This is a genomic window from Pseudoalteromonas marina, assembly GCF_000238335.3.
Taxonomy (GTDB): Bacteria; Pseudomonadota; Gammaproteobacteria; order Enterobacterales; family Alteromonadaceae; genus Pseudoalteromonas; species Pseudoalteromonas marina.
The window spans coordinates 67,516-84,794 of the sequence record NZ_AHCB03000012.1; the positions used below are offsets into that span (position 1 = coordinate 67,516).

12 protein-coding genes are annotated in these 17,279 nt (G+C 39.4%); 6 read left to right on the top strand and 6 right to left on the bottom strand.

Features of this window, described 5'->3' with window-relative positions:
- Nucleotides 1-67: 67 nt before the first annotated feature.
- The gene (locus PMAN_RS16280; protein ID WP_006793303.1) at nucleotides 68-304 is read right to left on the bottom strand and encodes a hypothetical protein; all 237 of its coding nucleotides are present in this window, start codon (nucleotides 302-304) and stop codon (nucleotides 68-70) included.
- Nucleotides 305-437: 133 nt separating this feature from the next.
- Nucleotides 438-674, bottom strand: coding sequence for a hypothetical protein (locus PMAN_RS16285; RefSeq protein WP_010556105.1), 237 nt, complete (start codon nucleotides 672-674; stop codon nucleotides 438-440).
- Nucleotides 675-958: 284 nt separating this feature from the next.
- On the opposite strand from PMAN_RS16285, the gene PMAN_RS16290 reads away from it, so the two are divergent.
- The 4 genes from PMAN_RS16290 to PMAN_RS16305 all read left to right on the top strand — a co-directional run bounded on the left by PMAN_RS16290 (nucleotide 959) and on the right by PMAN_RS16305 (nucleotide 5,687).
- Nucleotides 959-3,406: a M1 family metallopeptidase gene (locus PMAN_RS16290; RefSeq protein ID WP_010556104.1), complete on the top strand. Its 2,448-nt coding sequence runs from the start codon at nucleotides 959-961 to the stop codon at nucleotides 3,404-3,406.
- Nucleotides 3,406-3,900: a DUF6702 family protein gene (locus tag PMAN_RS16295; protein WP_006793306.1), complete on the top strand. Its 495-nt coding sequence runs from the start codon at nucleotides 3,406-3,408 to the stop codon at nucleotides 3,898-3,900. The genes PMAN_RS16290 and PMAN_RS16295 overlap by 1 nt, the downstream gene beginning before the upstream one ends.
- A 312-nt stretch (nucleotides 3,901-4,212) precedes the next feature.
- Complete coding sequence (locus tag PMAN_RS16300) at nucleotides 4,213-4,830, top strand: HAD family hydrolase (RefSeq protein ID WP_006793307.1); 618 nt, start codon at nucleotides 4,213-4,215, stop codon at nucleotides 4,828-4,830.
- Between the two features lie 131 nt (nucleotides 4,831-4,961).
- On the top strand, nucleotides 4,962-5,687 hold the full coding sequence (locus tag PMAN_RS16305; protein ID WP_008132889.1) for a YebC/PmpR family DNA-binding transcriptional regulator: 726 nt from the start codon (nucleotides 4,962-4,964) through the stop codon (nucleotides 5,685-5,687).
- Between the two features lie 267 nt (nucleotides 5,688-5,954).
- Here the strand turns inward: PMAN_RS16305 and PMAN_RS16310 are convergent, their stop codons facing one another.
- Nucleotides 5,955-8,135 carry a malate synthase G gene (locus tag PMAN_RS16310; protein ID WP_010556103.1) on the bottom strand — a complete coding sequence of 727 codons (2,181 nt, stop codon included), beginning with the start codon at nucleotides 8,133-8,135 and terminating at the stop codon, nucleotides 5,955-5,957.
- 234 nt (nucleotides 8,136-8,369) lie between these two features.
- Between PMAN_RS16310 and PMAN_RS16315 the strand changes: the two genes are divergently transcribed.
- The gene (locus PMAN_RS16315; RefSeq protein WP_006793310.1) at nucleotides 8,370-9,971 is read left to right on the top strand and encodes an isocitrate lyase; all 1,602 of its coding nucleotides are present in this window, start codon (nucleotides 8,370-8,372) and stop codon (nucleotides 9,969-9,971) included.
- Between the two features lie 601 nt (nucleotides 9,972-10,572).
- Here PMAN_RS16315 and PMAN_RS16320 read toward each other — a convergent pair.
- From PMAN_RS16320 to PMAN_RS16330, 3 genes are all read right to left on the bottom strand, one after another.
- Nucleotides 10,573-12,597, bottom strand: coding sequence for a S9 family peptidase (locus PMAN_RS16320; protein ID WP_010556102.1), 2,025 nt, complete (start codon nucleotides 12,595-12,597; stop codon nucleotides 10,573-10,575).
- 158 nt (nucleotides 12,598-12,755) lie between these two features.
- Nucleotides 12,756-13,481 (bottom strand): 5-oxoprolinase subunit PxpA, encoded by a 726-nt coding sequence (locus PMAN_RS16325; protein WP_010556101.1) that lies wholly within the window; start codon nucleotides 13,479-13,481, stop codon nucleotides 12,756-12,758.
- A gap of 1 nt (nucleotide 13,482) precedes the next feature.
- Complete coding sequence (locus tag PMAN_RS16330) at nucleotides 13,483-15,294, bottom strand: glycoside hydrolase family 3 protein (protein ID WP_010556100.1); 1,812 nt, start codon at nucleotides 15,292-15,294, stop codon at nucleotides 13,483-13,485.
- A 303-nt stretch (nucleotides 15,295-15,597) separates the two neighbouring features.
- On the opposite strand from PMAN_RS16330, the gene PMAN_RS16335 reads away from it, so the two are divergent.
- The gene (locus tag PMAN_RS16335; protein ID WP_242032473.1) at nucleotides 15,598-17,166 is read left to right on the top strand and encodes a sensor domain-containing diguanylate cyclase; all 1,569 of its coding nucleotides are present in this window, start codon (nucleotides 15,598-15,600) and stop codon (nucleotides 17,164-17,166) included.
- Nucleotides 17,167-17,279 lie beyond the last annotated feature (113 nt).

A 17,279-nucleotide genomic window follows, 5' to 3' on the forward strand; every position in this document is an offset into this window, starting at 1 on the left:
AAAAACCAGTAAGAGCGCCAATATACCCAAGGCTGTTAAAGATGCAAGCCTCAGTATAACTAAACAGTTAGCTTAAGCTGTACCAAATGCCAAAAATTACTGGCAAAGCAATCAATGCGATGAGTAGAGGTTTTTTTAACGTTTTAGTTTGTTTGGATTGCAGCCTTTTAAGTGCGTTCGTTTCGTTACAAGCGGCTACTTTATCAATGTAAAAATAACCTGAATCAAGGTACTGCTTACAGCTATTTTCGTTGGCTGGGATTGCAATTAGTTCTTGTTGTTTTTTTAGGATATAAAAATCCATGAGCCCACCGCATTTCTTACTTGTAATCGATAATATTTGAGGATAAATAGTCGTTATTTATTTGCCTCAAATAAAAAGGTGGGCGATTTTAAATACAAATGACTACAAAGATCAACCAAAAACTACGGTAATTTCAATTTATCGTACAAATAATTAAAATTAGTGAAAACACCGCAATATTTACGCCAATTATGAGCTGTTTTTTACTGTGTTTTTGTTCAGTGGTTAGCCGTTTTAGGGCATCTTCTTTGTTGCAGGCCGACACAATATCTACATAAGAATAATGGTCAGCTTTATAGCGCTCAAGTAGTTCTTTTTCAGCAGGAATAGCGTCTAGTTTGTGTGCCTTTTTTACAATATAGAATTTCATAGCGTGGACCTTTAAAATCTCACTTAACTTTACTGTAATCTCATTTGATGAACTTGACCTGAAGTTGGCTAATACGAGTGAGTTTTAATGCTCTAGTCGGTTTAAAATTTGTAAACCCCCTTTACATTTTTAAATGAATTAAAATAGCTAACAAATTATTGTTATTTGTGCGTACAAAACTTTAGTGAATATCACCCTAAAAATAGGGTGTTTGGTCGCTATTTAATTGAAGAAAACGGCTACATTTGACACAGTATGATCACAAAATTATTTTAGGACTAACAATGAAAAAAATAAGTCTTACGCTTAGTGCTCTTTTATTGCCAATGGTAATGTCGGGTAGTGCTATTGCGTCTTCAGTTGAACAAACAAAAGGCTCGTTTGTTGATAAGTTTCGTCAGTTAGATGAAGCATTGCCGACACCAAATGTGTACCGCAGTGCTGCGGGTGAACCAGGTGAAAATTACTGGCAGCAAAAAGTTAACTACGATATTGACGTGAAGTTAGATGAAAAAAAGCGTCGCCTTAGTGCAAGCCAGAGTATTGAGTATAAGAATAACTCACCACATACATTAAAATATTTATGGTTACAGTTAGACCAAAATATTTTTAAAAGTGATTCAATTGCTGAAACCACTAAAACCTTTAAAAGCACATTACAAAGCCTGCCTGCGCAAAAGCCTGCAAAACTGAGCTTAGGGCAGTTACGTCGCCAGCAATTTATGAGTGACAACGAGCTTGGCTTTGCAATAAGCAATGTTAAAGACGAAGACGGTAAAGCATTACGTGTAACAATTGTAGATACATTAATGCGTATTGACTTGAATGAGCCGTTAAAGCCAGGTAAAGAAGTTGAGTTCAGCATGGACTTTGCGTTCAATATTGTTGAAGAAGATGCTGTTGGCGCACGCTCAGGTTATGAGCACTTTGAAAAAGATGGCAATGATATATTTTTACTTGCCCAGTGGTTTCCGCGTTTAGCGGCGTACACAGATTACGAAGCATGGACGAATAAAGCCTTTTTAGGCTCGGGTGAGTTTACGCTTGAATTTGGCGATTACGACGTAGAAATTACAGTACCCGCTGATCACATTGTATCGGCGACGGGTAAGTTAGATAATCCAAGCAAGGTACTTACAAGCACGCAGCGTAAACGTTTAAAGCAATCTGAAACTGCTAAGCGTCCTGTGTTTATCGTGACCGAAGAAGAAGCACTCGAAAACGAAAAAGAAGGCACAGACAAAACGAAAACATGGCGATTTAAAGCCGACAATGTTCGTGATTTTGCATGGGCGTCTTCACGTAAATTTATGTGGGATGCAAAAGGCTATCAGCAAGGCGGTGATGTTCAACCACTTGTTATGGCCATGTCTTTCTTCCCTAAAGAGGGTGGCGACTTATGGAAAAAGTATTCTACTGAGTCTGTTGTGCACACAATGGAAGTGTATTCAAAGTATTCGTTTGATTACCCTTACCCAACTGCACAATCGGTAAATGGTCCGGTAGGTGGTATGGAATACCCAATGATTACTTTTAATGGTCCGCGTACTAAATTACAAGATGACGGTACACGCACTTACTCTCAGTCTGAAAAACGCTTTTTGATTGGCGTTGTGATTCATGAAGTTGGCCATATTTACTTCCCAATGATCGTTAACTCTGATGAACGTCAATGGACGTGGATGGATGAAGGCTTAAATAGCTTTTTAGATGGTGTTGCTGGACGTGAATGGGATCCTACTATTCCGTGGGGTGTTGAGCCTCGTGATATTGTTTCGTATATGAAATCTGAAGTTCAGGTGCCTATTATGACGCAATCAGATAGCGTACTTCGCTTAGGCCCTAATGCTTACACTAAACCTGCTGCCGCGCTTAATATTTTACGTGAAGTGATTTTAGGCCGCGATTTATTCGACTTTGCATTTAAAGAGTACGCACAGCGCTGGAAATACAAGCGCCCTACCCCCGCTGATTTTTTCCGTACTATGGAAGAAGCGTCAGGTGTTGATTTAGATTGGTTTTGGCGCGGCTGGTTTTACACTACCGACCATGTAGATATCTCGTTGGATAAAGTGTATCAACTACGTTTAGATACTAAAAATCCAGATATAGATTACAGCCGCCTACGTGATATTGAAGCTGACAAACCAACATCGTTATTTGTTGAGCGTAACCGTGCAGAAGGTAAAAAAACATGGGTTGAGAAAAACCCTGATATTACTGATTTTTATGATGAAAATGATCGTTTCACGGTAACGAATAAAGAGCGCAACGCGTACAACAAGTTTTTAAAAGGGCTTGAGCCGTGGGAGCGTAAAACGCTAGACCGTGCTTTAAGTGACGATCAAAACTATTACGTGATGGAATTTTCAAACTTAGGCGGTTTGGTGATGCCAATTTTACTTGAGCTCACGTATGAGGATGGCACTAAAGAGGAGCGTTACATTCCTGCTGAAATTTGGCGTCGTAATCATAAAAATGTACAAAAGCTTATAGTTACTGATAAAAATAAGCCGCTTGTATCAGTAAGTGTTGATCCACGTTGGGAAACTGCAGACGTTGATGTAGAAAACAATAACTACCCGCGTCGTATTATTCCTTCACGTATTGAAGTATTTAAAAAGAGTAAGAGTAAAGCTAAAGTGAGTCGCGATATCATGCAAGATATCAAAACAGAGCTTAAAAGCGATGAGAAAAAAGACGAAAAGGATGAAGTAGAGGAACAGCAATAATGCGTTTTTTGCTTATTGTTGTTTGCTTTTTAATTGCTGCGCCAAGTATGGCGCATCAATTAAAATCATCAGTAACGACTGTGCTTTTTAACAAAAGAACGCATAATGTTGAGCTTATGCATCGGTTTTACTTACACGATACTGAGCATGCTGTTAGCAGCTTATTTAAAGGTAAAATTGATATAATTAGCAATAAAACTGATCAACAACGCTTTGCCAAATATGTTGAGTCACATGTGGCTTTGCAAACATTAAATGGTGATGTTGTGCCGCTTAACTTTGTTGGCGCTCAGGTTGATGGTAAGTTTTTTTGGGTTTATCAAGAAGCGCCTATCCCAGAGGGAATTCAAGGGATAAAAATGAGCAATGGTGCGCTGCGTGATTTATGGCCATCACAAGTTAATATGGTGAACGTTGAAGGCAAAGGTAAAGTTAAAACCCTAAACTTTGCTCAGGATGATACCTGGCTTGAAGCTCGCTTTGAGGCTAACTAACTCATTGTTAATATAAAATACGCGCTTATTTAAGTGCGTATTTTATTACACTATTTAACGTGCGTTCATAATTGATCGGTAAAATACCAAGTTACGTAAAAAATTGGGTTGTTTATATTTACCTTGTTTTGCGCAACATACAACTAGCTGCTAAGCTTTTGTTCATTGGTAGTTGCAGTGAAGTTACTGACCACCTCGCACTATTAATTTAAATATAATTAGTATTAATTGTTCCCATTTAAGGGTGTAAGCTCAGAGTATTTTTATGTTTGAAAAAAGCTCAACTAATTATTTTCACAAACAAGGATTGGTATGACGACTCAGGTAGAGGCTATCCATGGTGTTATTTTTGATTTAGATGGTACTTTGGTATCGTCAGAACTCGACTTTTCACTTATTAAAGCCCAAATTGGCTGTCCCGATAACGAAGATTTACTCGACTTTATTGCGCAACTTCCTTCTCCCTATATGCGCGAAGAGGCAATGAACATTGTTCACCAGCACGAATTATTAGATGCGCAACATGCCACGTTGTTGCCAGGTGTAAGTGAAGCTATTGCACTATTAAATGAACGAAATATTCCTATGGCAATAGTGACGCGTAATTTTGACAAAGCCGCTGCACTTAAATTAAAAAATAACCCGCTTCCTATCAGTACAGTACTTACACGAAGTGACGCACCAGCAAAACCCGATCCAAGTGCATTAAATGCTATTGCTACGCTTTGGAATATTAGCGCAGATAACCTACTGTACGTAGGCGATTACTTATACGATATTCAAGCTGCACACAATGCTAATATGCGTGCCTGCTTATATGCTCCCAATGAAACGCCTCCTTATGCTGATCAAGCTGATTATGTGTTGCATGATTTTTACGATTTGGTTGCTTTAGTTGAAAGCTACTCCAAAAAAGTCGAGTTATGTTAAATTGATGCTTTATTAGCTTTAGTAAATTTACCTCTCACAATATGGGCGCTCATTCACTAAGGTTTACTAGCCCAATACGTTTTGAATTGGTAAAATAATAAAAAATGTAATGTATTTATTAGAGGCACAAAATGGGTAGAGCATTTGTAGTTCGTCAAAGTTCTATGATCAAAACAGCTAATGCAAAAACAAAAGTAAACTCAAAGTACGGTAAAGAGATTTACGTTGCTGCTAAAAATGGTGAACCCGATCCTGAAGTAAATCAAACTTTGCGTCGTCTAATCGAAAAAGCTAAAAAAGACCAAGTTCCTGCGCACGTTATCGAAAAAGCAATAGAGAAAGCCGCCGGTGGAGCTGGGGAGGATTACTCGGTTGCTCGCTACGAAGGCTATGGGCCGGGTAATTGTATGGTGATTGTTGATTGCTTAACTGATAACCCCAACAGAACCATTAAAGATGTGCGTTTACCGTTTACTAAAACTGATTCAAAAATAGGGACGCCTGGTTGTGTAGCCCATATGTTTGATCATTATGCAGTATTAGGCTTTGCAGGCGATGACGATGAAGTTGTTTTAGAAGCGCTAATGATGGCCGACGTTGACGTTGCTGACGTAGAAGCTGAAGATGGAAAAATTTCTGTTTTTGCACCGCCTACAGAATACTTTAAGGCTAAAACAGCTCTTGAAGACGCATTTGAAGGTATTAACTTTGAGGTAGACGAAATTACTTTTATCCCTCAAGTTAATATTGAAATTGATGATGAAGAGGTTATTGCTAACTTCGATAAATTTATAAATATGCTTGAAGACTGTGATGACGTACAAAATGTGTATCACAATGCAATTATAAAAAAATAATCTTAACGTCGTTTTTTATAGCAAATAGAAATTAAAAAGCGTGTTTTGTGTATACAAAACACGCTTTTTTGTATTTACAGAAATGTTAGGTATTCATAGAGGTTATTGATTTATGTGTTTCTATTTTAAAATGAGTTGTTTTAAGTGTGTCTAAACACATTTTTATGAATATTGGTGTGCTTATTTGTTGATTTAAAAAACCAGCCCTAAGGCTGGTTTTGACACGAAATAAACAATTAAGATACAGCGTTAAACATTTGGAGTGTATTAACTTTGCTGTAACTTATACTGTATACGGTAGCTATGTAATAACGGTTCAGTATAGCCACTAGGTTGTGTTGTTCCTTCAAGTACTAAGGCGAGGGCTGCTTGAAACGCAATACTATTTTTTAGTGTTTCAGGGCTGCTTGCCATTGGGGTGTAGGCTTTATCGTGTTCGTTTTGGCCGTCTACTACCTTGGCCATTTTTGCCATAGTGGAAGTAATTTGCTCTTGTGTACATATGCCATGCAATAACCAGTTAGCCATATGTTGACTAGATATTCTAAGTGTTGCTCTGTCTTCCATTAGCCCTACATGGTTAATATCGGGTACTTTAGAGCAGCCTACACCTTGGTCTATCCAACGCACTACATAACCCAAAATACCCTGTGCATTGTTTTCAAGTTCGCTTTGTATATCTTCTTTAGAGAGTGTTGACGTATCTTGCATGAGTGGCGGAGTAAGTAAGTCGTCAAGGCTTGCTATTGTACGCTCAGCGATTGCGTGTTGCTCAGTAAAAACATTAACATCATGGTAGTGCATAGCATGCAGCGTTGCGGCCGTAGGAGAGGGCACCCAAGCTGTATTAGCGCCAGATTTAGGGTGTGCTAACTTTTGCTCCATCATCAGCGCCATTTTGTCAGGCATAGGCCACATGCCTTTGCCTATTTGAGCTTTTTGGCTTAATCCACAGGCAAGGCCAATATCTACGTTGCGATCTTCGTAAGCACTTATCCAAGGCTGTTGTTTTATTTCAGCTTTAGGGAGCGCAACACCTGCTTGCATTGAGGTGTGAATTTCATCGCCTGTACGGTCCAAAAAGCCGGTGTTAATAAATACAACACGTTGTTTTGCTTCATTTATACATGCTTTTAAGTTTACAGATGTACGGCGTTCTTCATCCATAATACCCATTTTTAAGGTGTTTTTAGGTAAGTTTAAGGCTTCTTCTACATGGGTAAATAGTGTGCTTGTAAAAGCAACTTCTTCTGGGCCATGCATTTTAGGTTTTACAATATTAATGCTCTGCGCGCTGCTGTTTTTTACGCCAGAATTTTTATTTAAGTCGTGCAGGGCGGCTGTGGCAGTAAACATTGCATCCATTATACCTTCAAAAACAGGCTCGCCGTAAACGTCTGTAATGGCTGGATTTGTCATTAGGTGGCCCACGTTTCTTACAAACATCATGCTTCGGCCTTTAAGCGTTATGGTACCGCCATCAATAGAAGTATACGTTTTGTCGCTTTGTAACGTACGTTCTACAACTTTGTCGCCTTTTTTAAACGATTCGACTAAGTTACCTTGCATTAAACCAAGCCAGTTTTTGTAAACTTGCACTTTATCTTGTGCATCTACGGCGGCTACAGAATCTTCACAATCCATAATAGTAGTTAGTGCTGCTTCAAGTACCACATCTTTTAAACCCGCTTTATCAGCTTGGCCAATAATATGGTGGTGATCTATCTGTAATTCTATATGTAAGCCATTGTTTTTAAGCAATACAACGCTTGGGTTTTGGGCTTCGCCTTGGTAGCCAATTAACTGAGAGGGGTCAGCTAAAGTGGTTTGAGAGCTGTCACGCAGCGTAATAACTAATGCGCCGTTTACAACAGAATAATTGGTGCTTTCAATATGTGAGCCGTTTTCAAGTGGCAGTGCTTTGTCTAAAAACTGCCGTGCGTATGCCATTACTTTAAAGCCACGAACCGGATTATAGGTAGTGCCTTTTTCTGCCCCGTCATCTTCACTTAACACATCTGTGCCATATAAGGCGTCGTATAACGAGCCCCAACGTGCGTTAGCTGCATTAAGTGCAAAGCGTGCGTTACTTACTGGAACAACTAACTGTGGGCCTGCTGTAACCGCTATTTCGGGTTCAACCTGTTGTGTTTCAATTTTAAAATTTGCAGGCTCTGGCACTAGGTAGCCAATGTCACTTAAAAAACGTTGGTATTGCTTGCTATCCCACGTTTTATTTGCAATGTGGTATTGATCAATTTGCTGTTGCAGCTGTTCTCGCTTAGCCAGCAACGCTTTATTTATTGGCGTGAGCGTTTGAACAATCTTTGCAAAGCTTTGCCAAAATTGTTGTTCTGATAAGTGTGTACCAGGTAATAGTTTAGTTTTAACAAAGTCAGCAAGCTCTAAATCTACGCTGAGTCCTGAATGTGTGAGAGTGTGGGTCATAATTGCCTTCCTTAAACGGTCGCCATAGTATTTGTGCGTTTGAGCAACAATAACGTAAAAAAGCCATGTTGAGTGTGTTTTTGATATTCACAAAAAATATAGTCGTAATAAAAACTATAAATTTACTAAATCTAAAAAATAAGCCTAATGTTGAATTAAGCGCTACGGAGCACTAGCAACGTTGCCACTCTCACAACATTAAATTATTTATATACCCGTTCGAAGGACTTTATTATGACAACATATCAACGCGAAACCGACACACTTTCTACTTTATGCCAATCTCAAGGTAATGCATGGCAGGCAATTAACCCTGAGTATGCAACTCGCATGCGTTTACAAAATCGCTTTCGTACTGGGATAGAAATTGCACAATACACAGCTGACGTAATGCGTGAAGATATGGCCGCTTACGATAAAGATACAAGCCAATACACACAGTCTTTAGGATGTTGGCATGGATTTACTGCCCAGCAAATGATGATGGCTATTAAACGCCACCAAAAAACAACTAAACGTAGTTATGTTTACTTAAGTGGTTGGATGGTTGCTGCACTTCGCTCTGCGTTTGGTCCGTTACCTGACCAAAGTATGCACGAAAAAACATCTGTTCCAGCGCTTATTGAAGAAATTTACACATTCCTAAAGCAAGCTGATGCCCGTGAGCTTGACCACTTATTTAATGACCTAGATGAAGCAAAAGCGAATGGTGGCGACGTTCAAGCTGTGCTTGATAAAATTGATAACTTTGAAACGCATGTTGTGCCAATTATTGCTGATATTGATGCAGGTTTTGGTAACGAAGAGGCAACTTACCTACTTGCTAAAAAAATGATTGAAGCAGGTGCATGTGCTATTCAAATCGAAAACCAAGTATCTGATGCCAAACAATGTGGTCACCAGGCGGGTAAAGTAACCGTGCCTCACGAAGACTTTTTAGCAAAAATTAATGCGGTTCGTTATGCATTCTTAGAGCTAGGTATCGACAACGGTATTATTGTTGCGCGTACTGATTCGTTAGGTGCTAGCTTGACTCAAAAAGTGCCTGTATCTCAAACACCAGGTGATTTAGCAAGCCAGTACAATGCCTTTTTAGAGACTACACCTATTAATGGCGTAGAGGACTTAAACGAAGGTGATACGGCAATGAAAATCAACGGTGAGCTGTGTAAACCTACTCGCCTTGAAAATGGCCTATACCAGTTCCGTGAAGGAACAGAGAAAGACCGCGTAGTACTTGACTGTGTAACTAGCCTACAATCTGGCGCTGATTTATTGTGGATTGAAACAGAAAAGCCACACGTAAAACAAATTGCTGAGCTTGTAAATCGTGTTAAAGAGCAAGTACCAAATGCTAAACTAGTGTACAACAACTCACCTTCGTTTAACTGGACGCTTAAGTTCCGTGAGCAAGTGTACCAAGAGTGGCAAGAAGCGGGTCGCGATTTGAGCGCTTACCCAAGCCTTGGTGATAACAAAGGCCTAATGGCACCAGAAATGGATGCAACAGAGCTTGCAGCCGCTGCTGATGTATTGGTACAAAATTTCCAACGTGATGGTGCACGTGAAGCGGGTATCTTCCACCACTTAATTACGCTGCCTACTTACCATACTGCAGCACTTAGCACAGATATTTTATCAGAAGGCTACTTTGGTGACTTAGGTATGCTTGCTTATGTACGTGATGTACAACGCCAAGAAATTCGCCGTGAACAAGCATCTGTTAAACACCAAGACCTAGCAGGTTCTAACATTGGTGATACACACAAAGAGTACTTCTCTGGTGATAACGCGTTAAAAGCCGGTGGTGAAGATAACACCATGAACCAGTTCTAAAAATTTCTAGATAGTGTTACTCAAGGGCCGTAAGGCCCTTTTTTTATGAGTCATAAATATTTTTACTGCACTCACTAATAGTAAAGCCTTTATTAGTGTTAAAAGCGGATAGTGTATGAGAAATAAAACTTACATTAGGTTACTTAGTTAGTTGAGATCAGGCTTTAACCAACTATGGATATGCGGATCACGTTTTAACTAGCTAACCGAATTTGTAGATCAGAGTTTAACTAACCCTTTAATAAAAGCGTTTTGTAAGTGCTTTTTTGCTGTAAAGGGGCCTTAAAGAGCTATTAAAGTAATCAAAAACGTTATTTTTTGTTTTTTTTGGTGTTTAAATTCGATTTATAAACCGATTTTTTACTAACGTATACCTTTCACAAAACAAAATTTTACCAACTGAAAGGCTATAAACAGTGACTCAAACCGATTTTTTACTAACTCAAACTATAAAAAAGCTATAAACCGAAATTTTACTAACTGAGAAATAGACTAAGTCCGATATTTAACATGCCTTAAAAGTGTAAAGGGGGTTTACACTTTGCACATACGTAAAAGCCACTTTTAAAAAGTGGCTTTTAGTAATTTAATTAATGTAATGCTATTTACTGTGCTTATCAAACCACCATTGAATGTAAGCAACTTTAGTCATTAAATTAGAAGGGCGAGCTGTAATACCATGCGATGCATCTGGTATGCGAACCATCGCGGTGTCAACACCTTGTAATTTTAGTGCTTGGTAGTATTGCTCTGTTTCAGAAATAGGTGTGCGATAGTCTGCTTCACCTGTAAGCAGCATTGTGGGTGTAGTAACATTACCTACATAGCTAATTGGCGAACGTTTCATGTAATGCGCTATGTGATCCCATGGTTTGCCTGGGAACCAGTAATCAGCAAAAAATGGATAAAAGTCGGCAGTTAGTACAAAGCTGATCCAATTTATAACAGGTTTAGCAACAACAGCTGCAGCAAATCGATCTGTATGTCCAACAATCCATGCTGTTAGTACACCTCCGCCAGAGCCACCGGTAACAAATAGTTTAGACTCATCAATAAACCCTTTTTTAATAAGAGCATCAACCCCAGACATTAAGTCATCAAAGTCATTACTTGGGTAATTATGATGAATGGTTTGTGCAAACTCTTTCCCATACGAATCACTTCCGCGCGGGTTCATGTATAACACCACATTACCTTTTGCTGCAAAAAGCTGAACTTCGGCACTAAAGTGAGGGCCATAATTAGCGACCGGCCCGCCGTGAATTTCGAGCACTAGAGGATACTTTTTAGATTTATCAAACCCTGGCGGGTAAGCAATCCATCCTTGAATAGGTAATTGGTCGTGGCTTGATTTAAGCCAAATCTCTTCCACTTTTGCCAGTTGTTTATCACCTAGCGCATCGCTATTAAGCGTGGTTAAGCGCTGAGTTTTACCGCGTTTAATGCTCGCTACATCCGCAGGGCGTTGAGTGTCAGCAAGTGTAAACGCGATATCGCCGTTGCTGCTAACATCAAAATCTCCGCCTGAGTATGGTCGTCCAAATGCTACACTGCCAATTTGTTCGGTGATCACTTTACGCTTGCCATTTCGAGGTTGATAAGCAAGGGTAGTTTGACCTTCATTGGCATAGCTAAAGTAAACCCCTTTAGAGTTTGCAGCCCATTTTATTTGCCCAACGCTTCTATCAAAGTTGGGGGTTAAGCTTTTGGTGTTACCCGTTTTTAAATCACGAATGTAAAGTTGAGTATTTTCGTAGTTAGTGCGTTTATCGTCATATCCTGTATACGCAAGGTAACGACCATCAGGAGAGACTTTGGGTTGTTGATCTGGGCCATTTCTATTTGTTACAGCTTCAATGGCTAATGTATTAAGGTTTAGCTTATACACTTCGCTGTTTGTAGGCTTGAGTTCACCATTTTTATGCCTATTGGCTGAGTAGTAAAGTAAGCTGCCATCTTTGCTAAAGCTAACATCACCTGCGTTATCAAATTCATCGCTAGTAAGTTGCTTAGCATTTCCGCCATTAGCATCAAGAGTAAATAATTGATTAAAGCCTTTTTGCGAGTATCCACCACCATCAGCTCGATAGTATACTTCATCAATAAATTTAGCTGGCTCTGCCCACGTTGCGCCTTTCGGTTTTCCTGGCAAATTAACTGGTGGCGAGTTTTTACTTGGTACAAACATGCTGAATACAAGCTGGCTTGAATCGGGGCTCCAACTAATAGCGCGAGGGCTACTGGTTAAATTACTTATTTTGGCAATGGCACCGGTTTTAAGCCACTTCATATAAATTTGGCTGCTGCCATCGCGGGTAGATATAAAAGCAAGGCGCTGTCCATCTGGAGAAAGTACCGGCGAGTAATCCATATGAACGCCTGAAGTGAGCGGCTGCATTTGTTTGGTTTTGTAATCAACAGACCAAATGTTTCCCACTTTTCGGTCTGTTTTTATATCCATGCGGTTTCGCACAAAGTAAACGGTTTTTCCGTCGTCAGTAATATCTATTTGATTTGCATATTCTAAATCAAATACATCTTGAAGTTGCAATGTGTGTGTATTGTCGTTTGCGTTAGCCAAATGGCTTGCGCTTAATATAAAACTAAGTGCTAAAAGTTGTTTCATTATTAATCCCTGTTGTTAACTTATGTACAGTTATAAGTGAGGGATTAATAAATTAACAGTGCAATGCGATGAAGCTCATATTTAACTCTATGGGGGTATTTAACAAGTTGGGATAAAAGCTGTAAAGGGGGTTTACAGCTTTTATGTGTTATTAAATGTCAGTCACACAGTGCTTTTATTTCTTTAATGAGTTCAATTGCATCGTTATTGTCTCCATGCACACATAAACTATGTGCATTAAGCATAAGTTGCTTACCTGAGCGTGTGGTTACACTACCTGTTTGTAAGAGCTGTTTGACTTGTGCAAGTATGGCGGGTTTATCATGCACGCTGCCATCGAGTTTGCGAGAGACCAAATGGCCCTCATCAGTGTATTGCCTATCTGCAAATGCTTCGAGTACTAGTTCTACATTAAACTGTTTAGCTAACTGGATGTGTTTATCTGCTTGATTAGTCGCTAAAATCATCAGCTTTAGTTTACTAGGGTAGTTCGCGACAGCAGATAAAATGGTTGCTAATACGTCGTTGTTAGCCATCATATCGTTATAAAGTGCACCATGTGGTTTTACATAGCTTAACGTAAGCCCCTGTATTTTTGCCATGCCTTCAAGCGCTGCTATCTGATACTGAATACAATTAGTTAGTTCGCTTGTTGTTAACGCCATAGAGCGTCGTCCAAATCCTTGAAGATCAGGGTAACTGGGATGCGCGCCTACCGTTACGTTGTTTTTTTTAGCTAACGTTAATGTTGTTGCTATTACATCAGGGTCACCGCCGTGAAAACCACAAGCAATGTTCGCCATATTAATATGTGGCATAACTTGATCATCTAGCCCCATTTTCCATGAACCAAAGCTTTCACCCAAATCACAATTTAGTTTCATGTTAATTGCCTTTTTGCGGTTTAATTGTAACAGGCAAGGTGCCATTGGCAGTGGCTTGGCCTACTAATACTTTAGCGAGTGCGGTAAAGGCAGGGCCTGAAACACGCTCGTGCGTGTCTACATCAACATTGTAAGCATAAGAGGCCAGTACACTGTGGGCATAGTCGCCAAATTTAGCAATGTCGTAAGGAGCCCTCAAACTTATAAATACAGTACGCTTATTAAATTTGTTAGCCATGGAAAGCAATGACTCAAGCGCTTGTGGCTGTTCGCGCCTATTAAGCGCAAAATTAGGGTCATCTTTTAAATCATCCATGCCACCAATTTCAACCGCGCTTTGATTGGGCGTGGCATTACCCGCTATAACAATATCAGCTGTTTTAATGCTCTGGGTTGCTTGTGCTGGGTCAAACCCTTGTAAGCTGCTGCAGCTGAACGTAATAGATGATGAACTTGCAGATTCAATTGCTTGCTGCATAGCCATACATTTACGGGTGTCGGGCATAATAATATGAATATGTTGGCCATCATTTAAATTTAGTGGCAATGTGTTTTCTGTGTTTTTTACCTGTGTTATTGCTGCTAAAGCAAGCTCAGCTTCTATTTTTCTGTGTTGTTTATTGCCTATTATACTTTTTGCATTAACTACTGCATTAATAGGGTCAAACTCAGTAGATAACTCAAATGCATTTTTAAGCGAAATAATACGCGCAGCCGATTGTGTTATTTCTTGCTCATCTAACTGATTTGACTCGACAGCATGAACTAACGATTTAATAAGCTCATCAAGCTTTTTTATATCATCGGGCGTTCTTATTTCTATAGGCATAAGCGCAATATCAACGCCGGCTAAAAATGTATTTATAACAGCTTGAATGGGTGTGAAAAACTGACTAATACCTGCCATATCAAGTGCGTCGGTAACCACTACGCCTTTATAGTTAAGCTCACCTCTTAAAATGTCGGTAATAATAGTGCGCGACATAGTGGCGGGTTTAATCATTGTTTTGCCTTCTACAGAGACAAAGGTTGAGCTATCAAGCGCAGGATATTGTATGTGCGCTGTCATGATCATACCGGGGTTTTGCTTAGCAATAATATGTTTAAATGGGGCTAAATCTTGTTCGTAAATGGTACTTTTTGAGTGGGCAACATTAGGGAGTCCTGTGTGGCTATCAACGTGAGTATCGCCATGTCCCGGAAAATGTTTGAGCGATGTAATTATGCCATTGCTCTCAAACCCAGCCACTTGTGCTGCGCCAAGTTCACTCACTCGTTGTGGGTTCTCACCAAACGAGCGTACATTTATAACGGGGTTGTCTGGGTTCATATTCACATCAATGGTGGGTGCATAATTTACATTGATCCCCAGGGCTGTTAGCTCATTGGCAATAACCGTTGCTGATTTAGTAGCAAAGTCAACGCCATGCTGTTTATAGGTTGCACCAATAGACATATTGCCCGTGAATGACGTTGCAATATCACGCGGCAAACGCGCAACTCTTCCGCCCTCTTGGTCTATTGATATAAATAGTGGCAGTTTACTTGAAGATTTACTGGCAGCCACTTGAAGTTGATGGCTAAGCGTAATGGTTTGTTCAATTGACTGTGTGTTTTCTGAAAATAATATAACGCCACCAATGTTATAGTCGCTGATTACGCGCGCTAATGACTCTGGTAGCTTTGTCATTGGCGTTCTGCAATGTTTACCAGTGCCTTGTTCACAATAATAGCGAAAATCGAGCATTAACTTTTGCCCTAGTTTTTCCTCAAGAGAAAGAGCCGGTTTTGCAACCGCTTTAATTGATGGCATTAAGCACCCAGATATAAAAATAATTGACGATAAAACATACTTATTTAGCAAAATACACTCCAAAGCTAAATAAAATGAACAAGTGAAAGCAGCTTATCTATTTTTTTATATAACTGCAAAATAAGCGCACCCTAGTCATTAGGGGGAATGTAACGTCACAATATAATAAAAGTTATTTGGCTGGTTATTAAAAATACACTATGTGCTCAAATATTAGATAATTAATAAATGGCGGGGTATAATTGTAAATACTTTTTAACAAAGTACTTGCTTTAATAGCAGTGTACTGTGGGCTGTTTACTTTTGCTGAATAAATTATTTCCTGTGCTTAATCTGCGTCTTCTTATTGTGCTATTGGCTTTTTCTGCGGCTTTAGCCACGCTCATTAGTAGTTTTCATTCAACGTACCAAGTACAAAAAGAGCAGTTAATAAGCCATACATTAGAAAGTAACTTCGCTTACGCTAATAAATTAGCTTCAGCAACCGACAACTTTTTAGAGTCGGCAAAACAACAACTTGTATATTCAGCAAATAAAATTGAGCAAAACATAAATAATGCAGCATTACTGCAAGAAGAAGTAACGCGCTTAAATTTGCAAACAAATAGCTTTAATTCAGTAGTTATAAGTAATAATGGGGTTATAAATGCCACATCCCCTTATTTACCTGAAATCATAGGAAAATCAATTTCCTCTCCCGGCGCAACACAGGCTTTAAAAGAAAAAAAGCCACTTATTAGTATGCCGTACATGTCAGCAGCCAATAATTTAATTATATTTATATCGCATCCCTTATTTAACGAAGAAGGGAATTATTTAGGCTACGTGGGCGGCTCGTTATATTTAAAAGAAAGAAATATTTTAAACGATCTCCTAGAGCAACACTTTTACGAAGGGGGATCGCACCTTTATGTCGTCGATGCTAATAAGCAAATCCTGTATCACCCAGATAATAAACGAATAGGTACAAGCGTTGCCAATAATAAAGTAATCAATGCGGTTATTACAGGGGAGGCGGGGCAAGCCGTTGTTGTAAACAGCAAAGGGGTAAAAATGCTCGCAGGATTTTCACCCGTTATTAATTCAAACTGGGGCGTAGTGGCCCAACGTCCCATCAAAGCAACACTTGCGTCTCTAGATACATTAATCATGGAAGTATTTGCAAGAACGCTCCCCATGGCGTTGCTCACCTTCATACTCATAGGTGTATTTTCGTATTTTATTTCACGCCCATTAAAGCAACTCGCTAGTAGCGCAAACAGACTCGACGAAGTAAACAGCATAGAAAAGCTAAAAAGAATAAAAGCGTGGTACTTTGAAAGCCAAAGATTGAAGCTGGCCATGCTTAATGGCGTCAATATTTTACAAACACAGATAGGGCAACTTAAGCACGATGCCCAAACCGATCCGCTGACAAACACCCACAATCGTAGAAGCTTAAATGGTTTACTTAGCCAGCTAATGTTAAAGCAAACACCTTTTGCTATTTTAGAAATAGACATCGATTTTTTTAAACGTGTGAACGATACCTTTGGGCACGATAAAGGCGATGAAGCACTTAAAGTATTAGCCGATATTATAAAAAAGATCTCTCGAAAAGGGGATATTGTATCGCGTATTGGTGGTGAAGAGTTTTTACTTGTATTGCCTCATGAAGATAGCCAAAGCGCTCTAAAAATAGCAGAGCGATTACGCACCACTGTTGAAACAACGCAAATGGAAACAATCGGTTTTATTACCGTTTCAATCGGAATTGCAACTTGGCCAACCCATAGCAATAACATCGACCAAGTATATAAATGTGCAGACAAAGCGCTTTACCATGCTAAAGAGCATGGCCGTAATCGCTGCGTAGTGGCAGAGCCTAGTTAGTATAGACTTGTTTAACTTGAATTAAACTTTACTTTAAAAGCCCTTAAATTTATTTAAGGGCTTTTTTGTTTCTTAAGTTTTTTTTAAGTTTCGCTCTTTAACTTATAAACATA

Bases quoted from the DNA above. Each gene is read 5' to 3' on its own strand.
- PMAN_RS16280 (WP_006793303.1), bottom strand. From the start codon at position 304: ATGGATTTTTATATCCTAAAAAAACAACAAGAACTAATTGCAATCCCA.
- PMAN_RS16285 (WP_010556105.1), bottom strand. From the start codon at position 674: ATGAAATTCTATATTGTAAAAAAGGCACACAAACTAGACGCTATTCCT.
- PMAN_RS16290 (WP_010556104.1), top strand. From the start codon at position 959: ATGAAAAAAATAAGTCTTACGCTTAGTGCTCTTTTATTGCCAATGGTA.
- PMAN_RS16295 (WP_006793306.1), top strand. From the start codon at position 3,406: ATGCGTTTTTTGCTTATTGTTGTTTGCTTTTTAATTGCTGCGCCAAGT.
- PMAN_RS16300 (WP_006793307.1), top strand. From the start codon at position 4,213: ATGACGACTCAGGTAGAGGCTATCCATGGTGTTATTTTTGATTTAGAT.
- PMAN_RS16305 (WP_008132889.1), top strand. From the start codon at position 4,962: ATGGGTAGAGCATTTGTAGTTCGTCAAAGTTCTATGATCAAAACAGCT.
- PMAN_RS16310 (WP_010556103.1), bottom strand. From the start codon at position 8,135: ATGACCCACACTCTCACACATTCAGGACTCAGCGTAGATTTAGAGCTT.
- PMAN_RS16315 (WP_006793310.1), top strand. From the start codon at position 8,370: ATGACAACATATCAACGCGAAACCGACACACTTTCTACTTTATGCCAA.
- PMAN_RS16320 (WP_010556102.1), bottom strand. From the start codon at position 12,597: ATGAAACAACTTTTAGCACTTAGTTTTATATTAAGCGCAAGCCATTTG.
- PMAN_RS16325 (WP_010556101.1), bottom strand. From the start codon at position 13,481: ATGAAACTAAATTGTGATTTGGGTGAAAGCTTTGGTTCATGGAAAATG.
- PMAN_RS16330 (WP_010556100.1), bottom strand. From the start codon at position 15,294: ATGCCATCAATTAAAGCGGTTGCAAAACCGGCTCTTTCTCTTGAGGAA.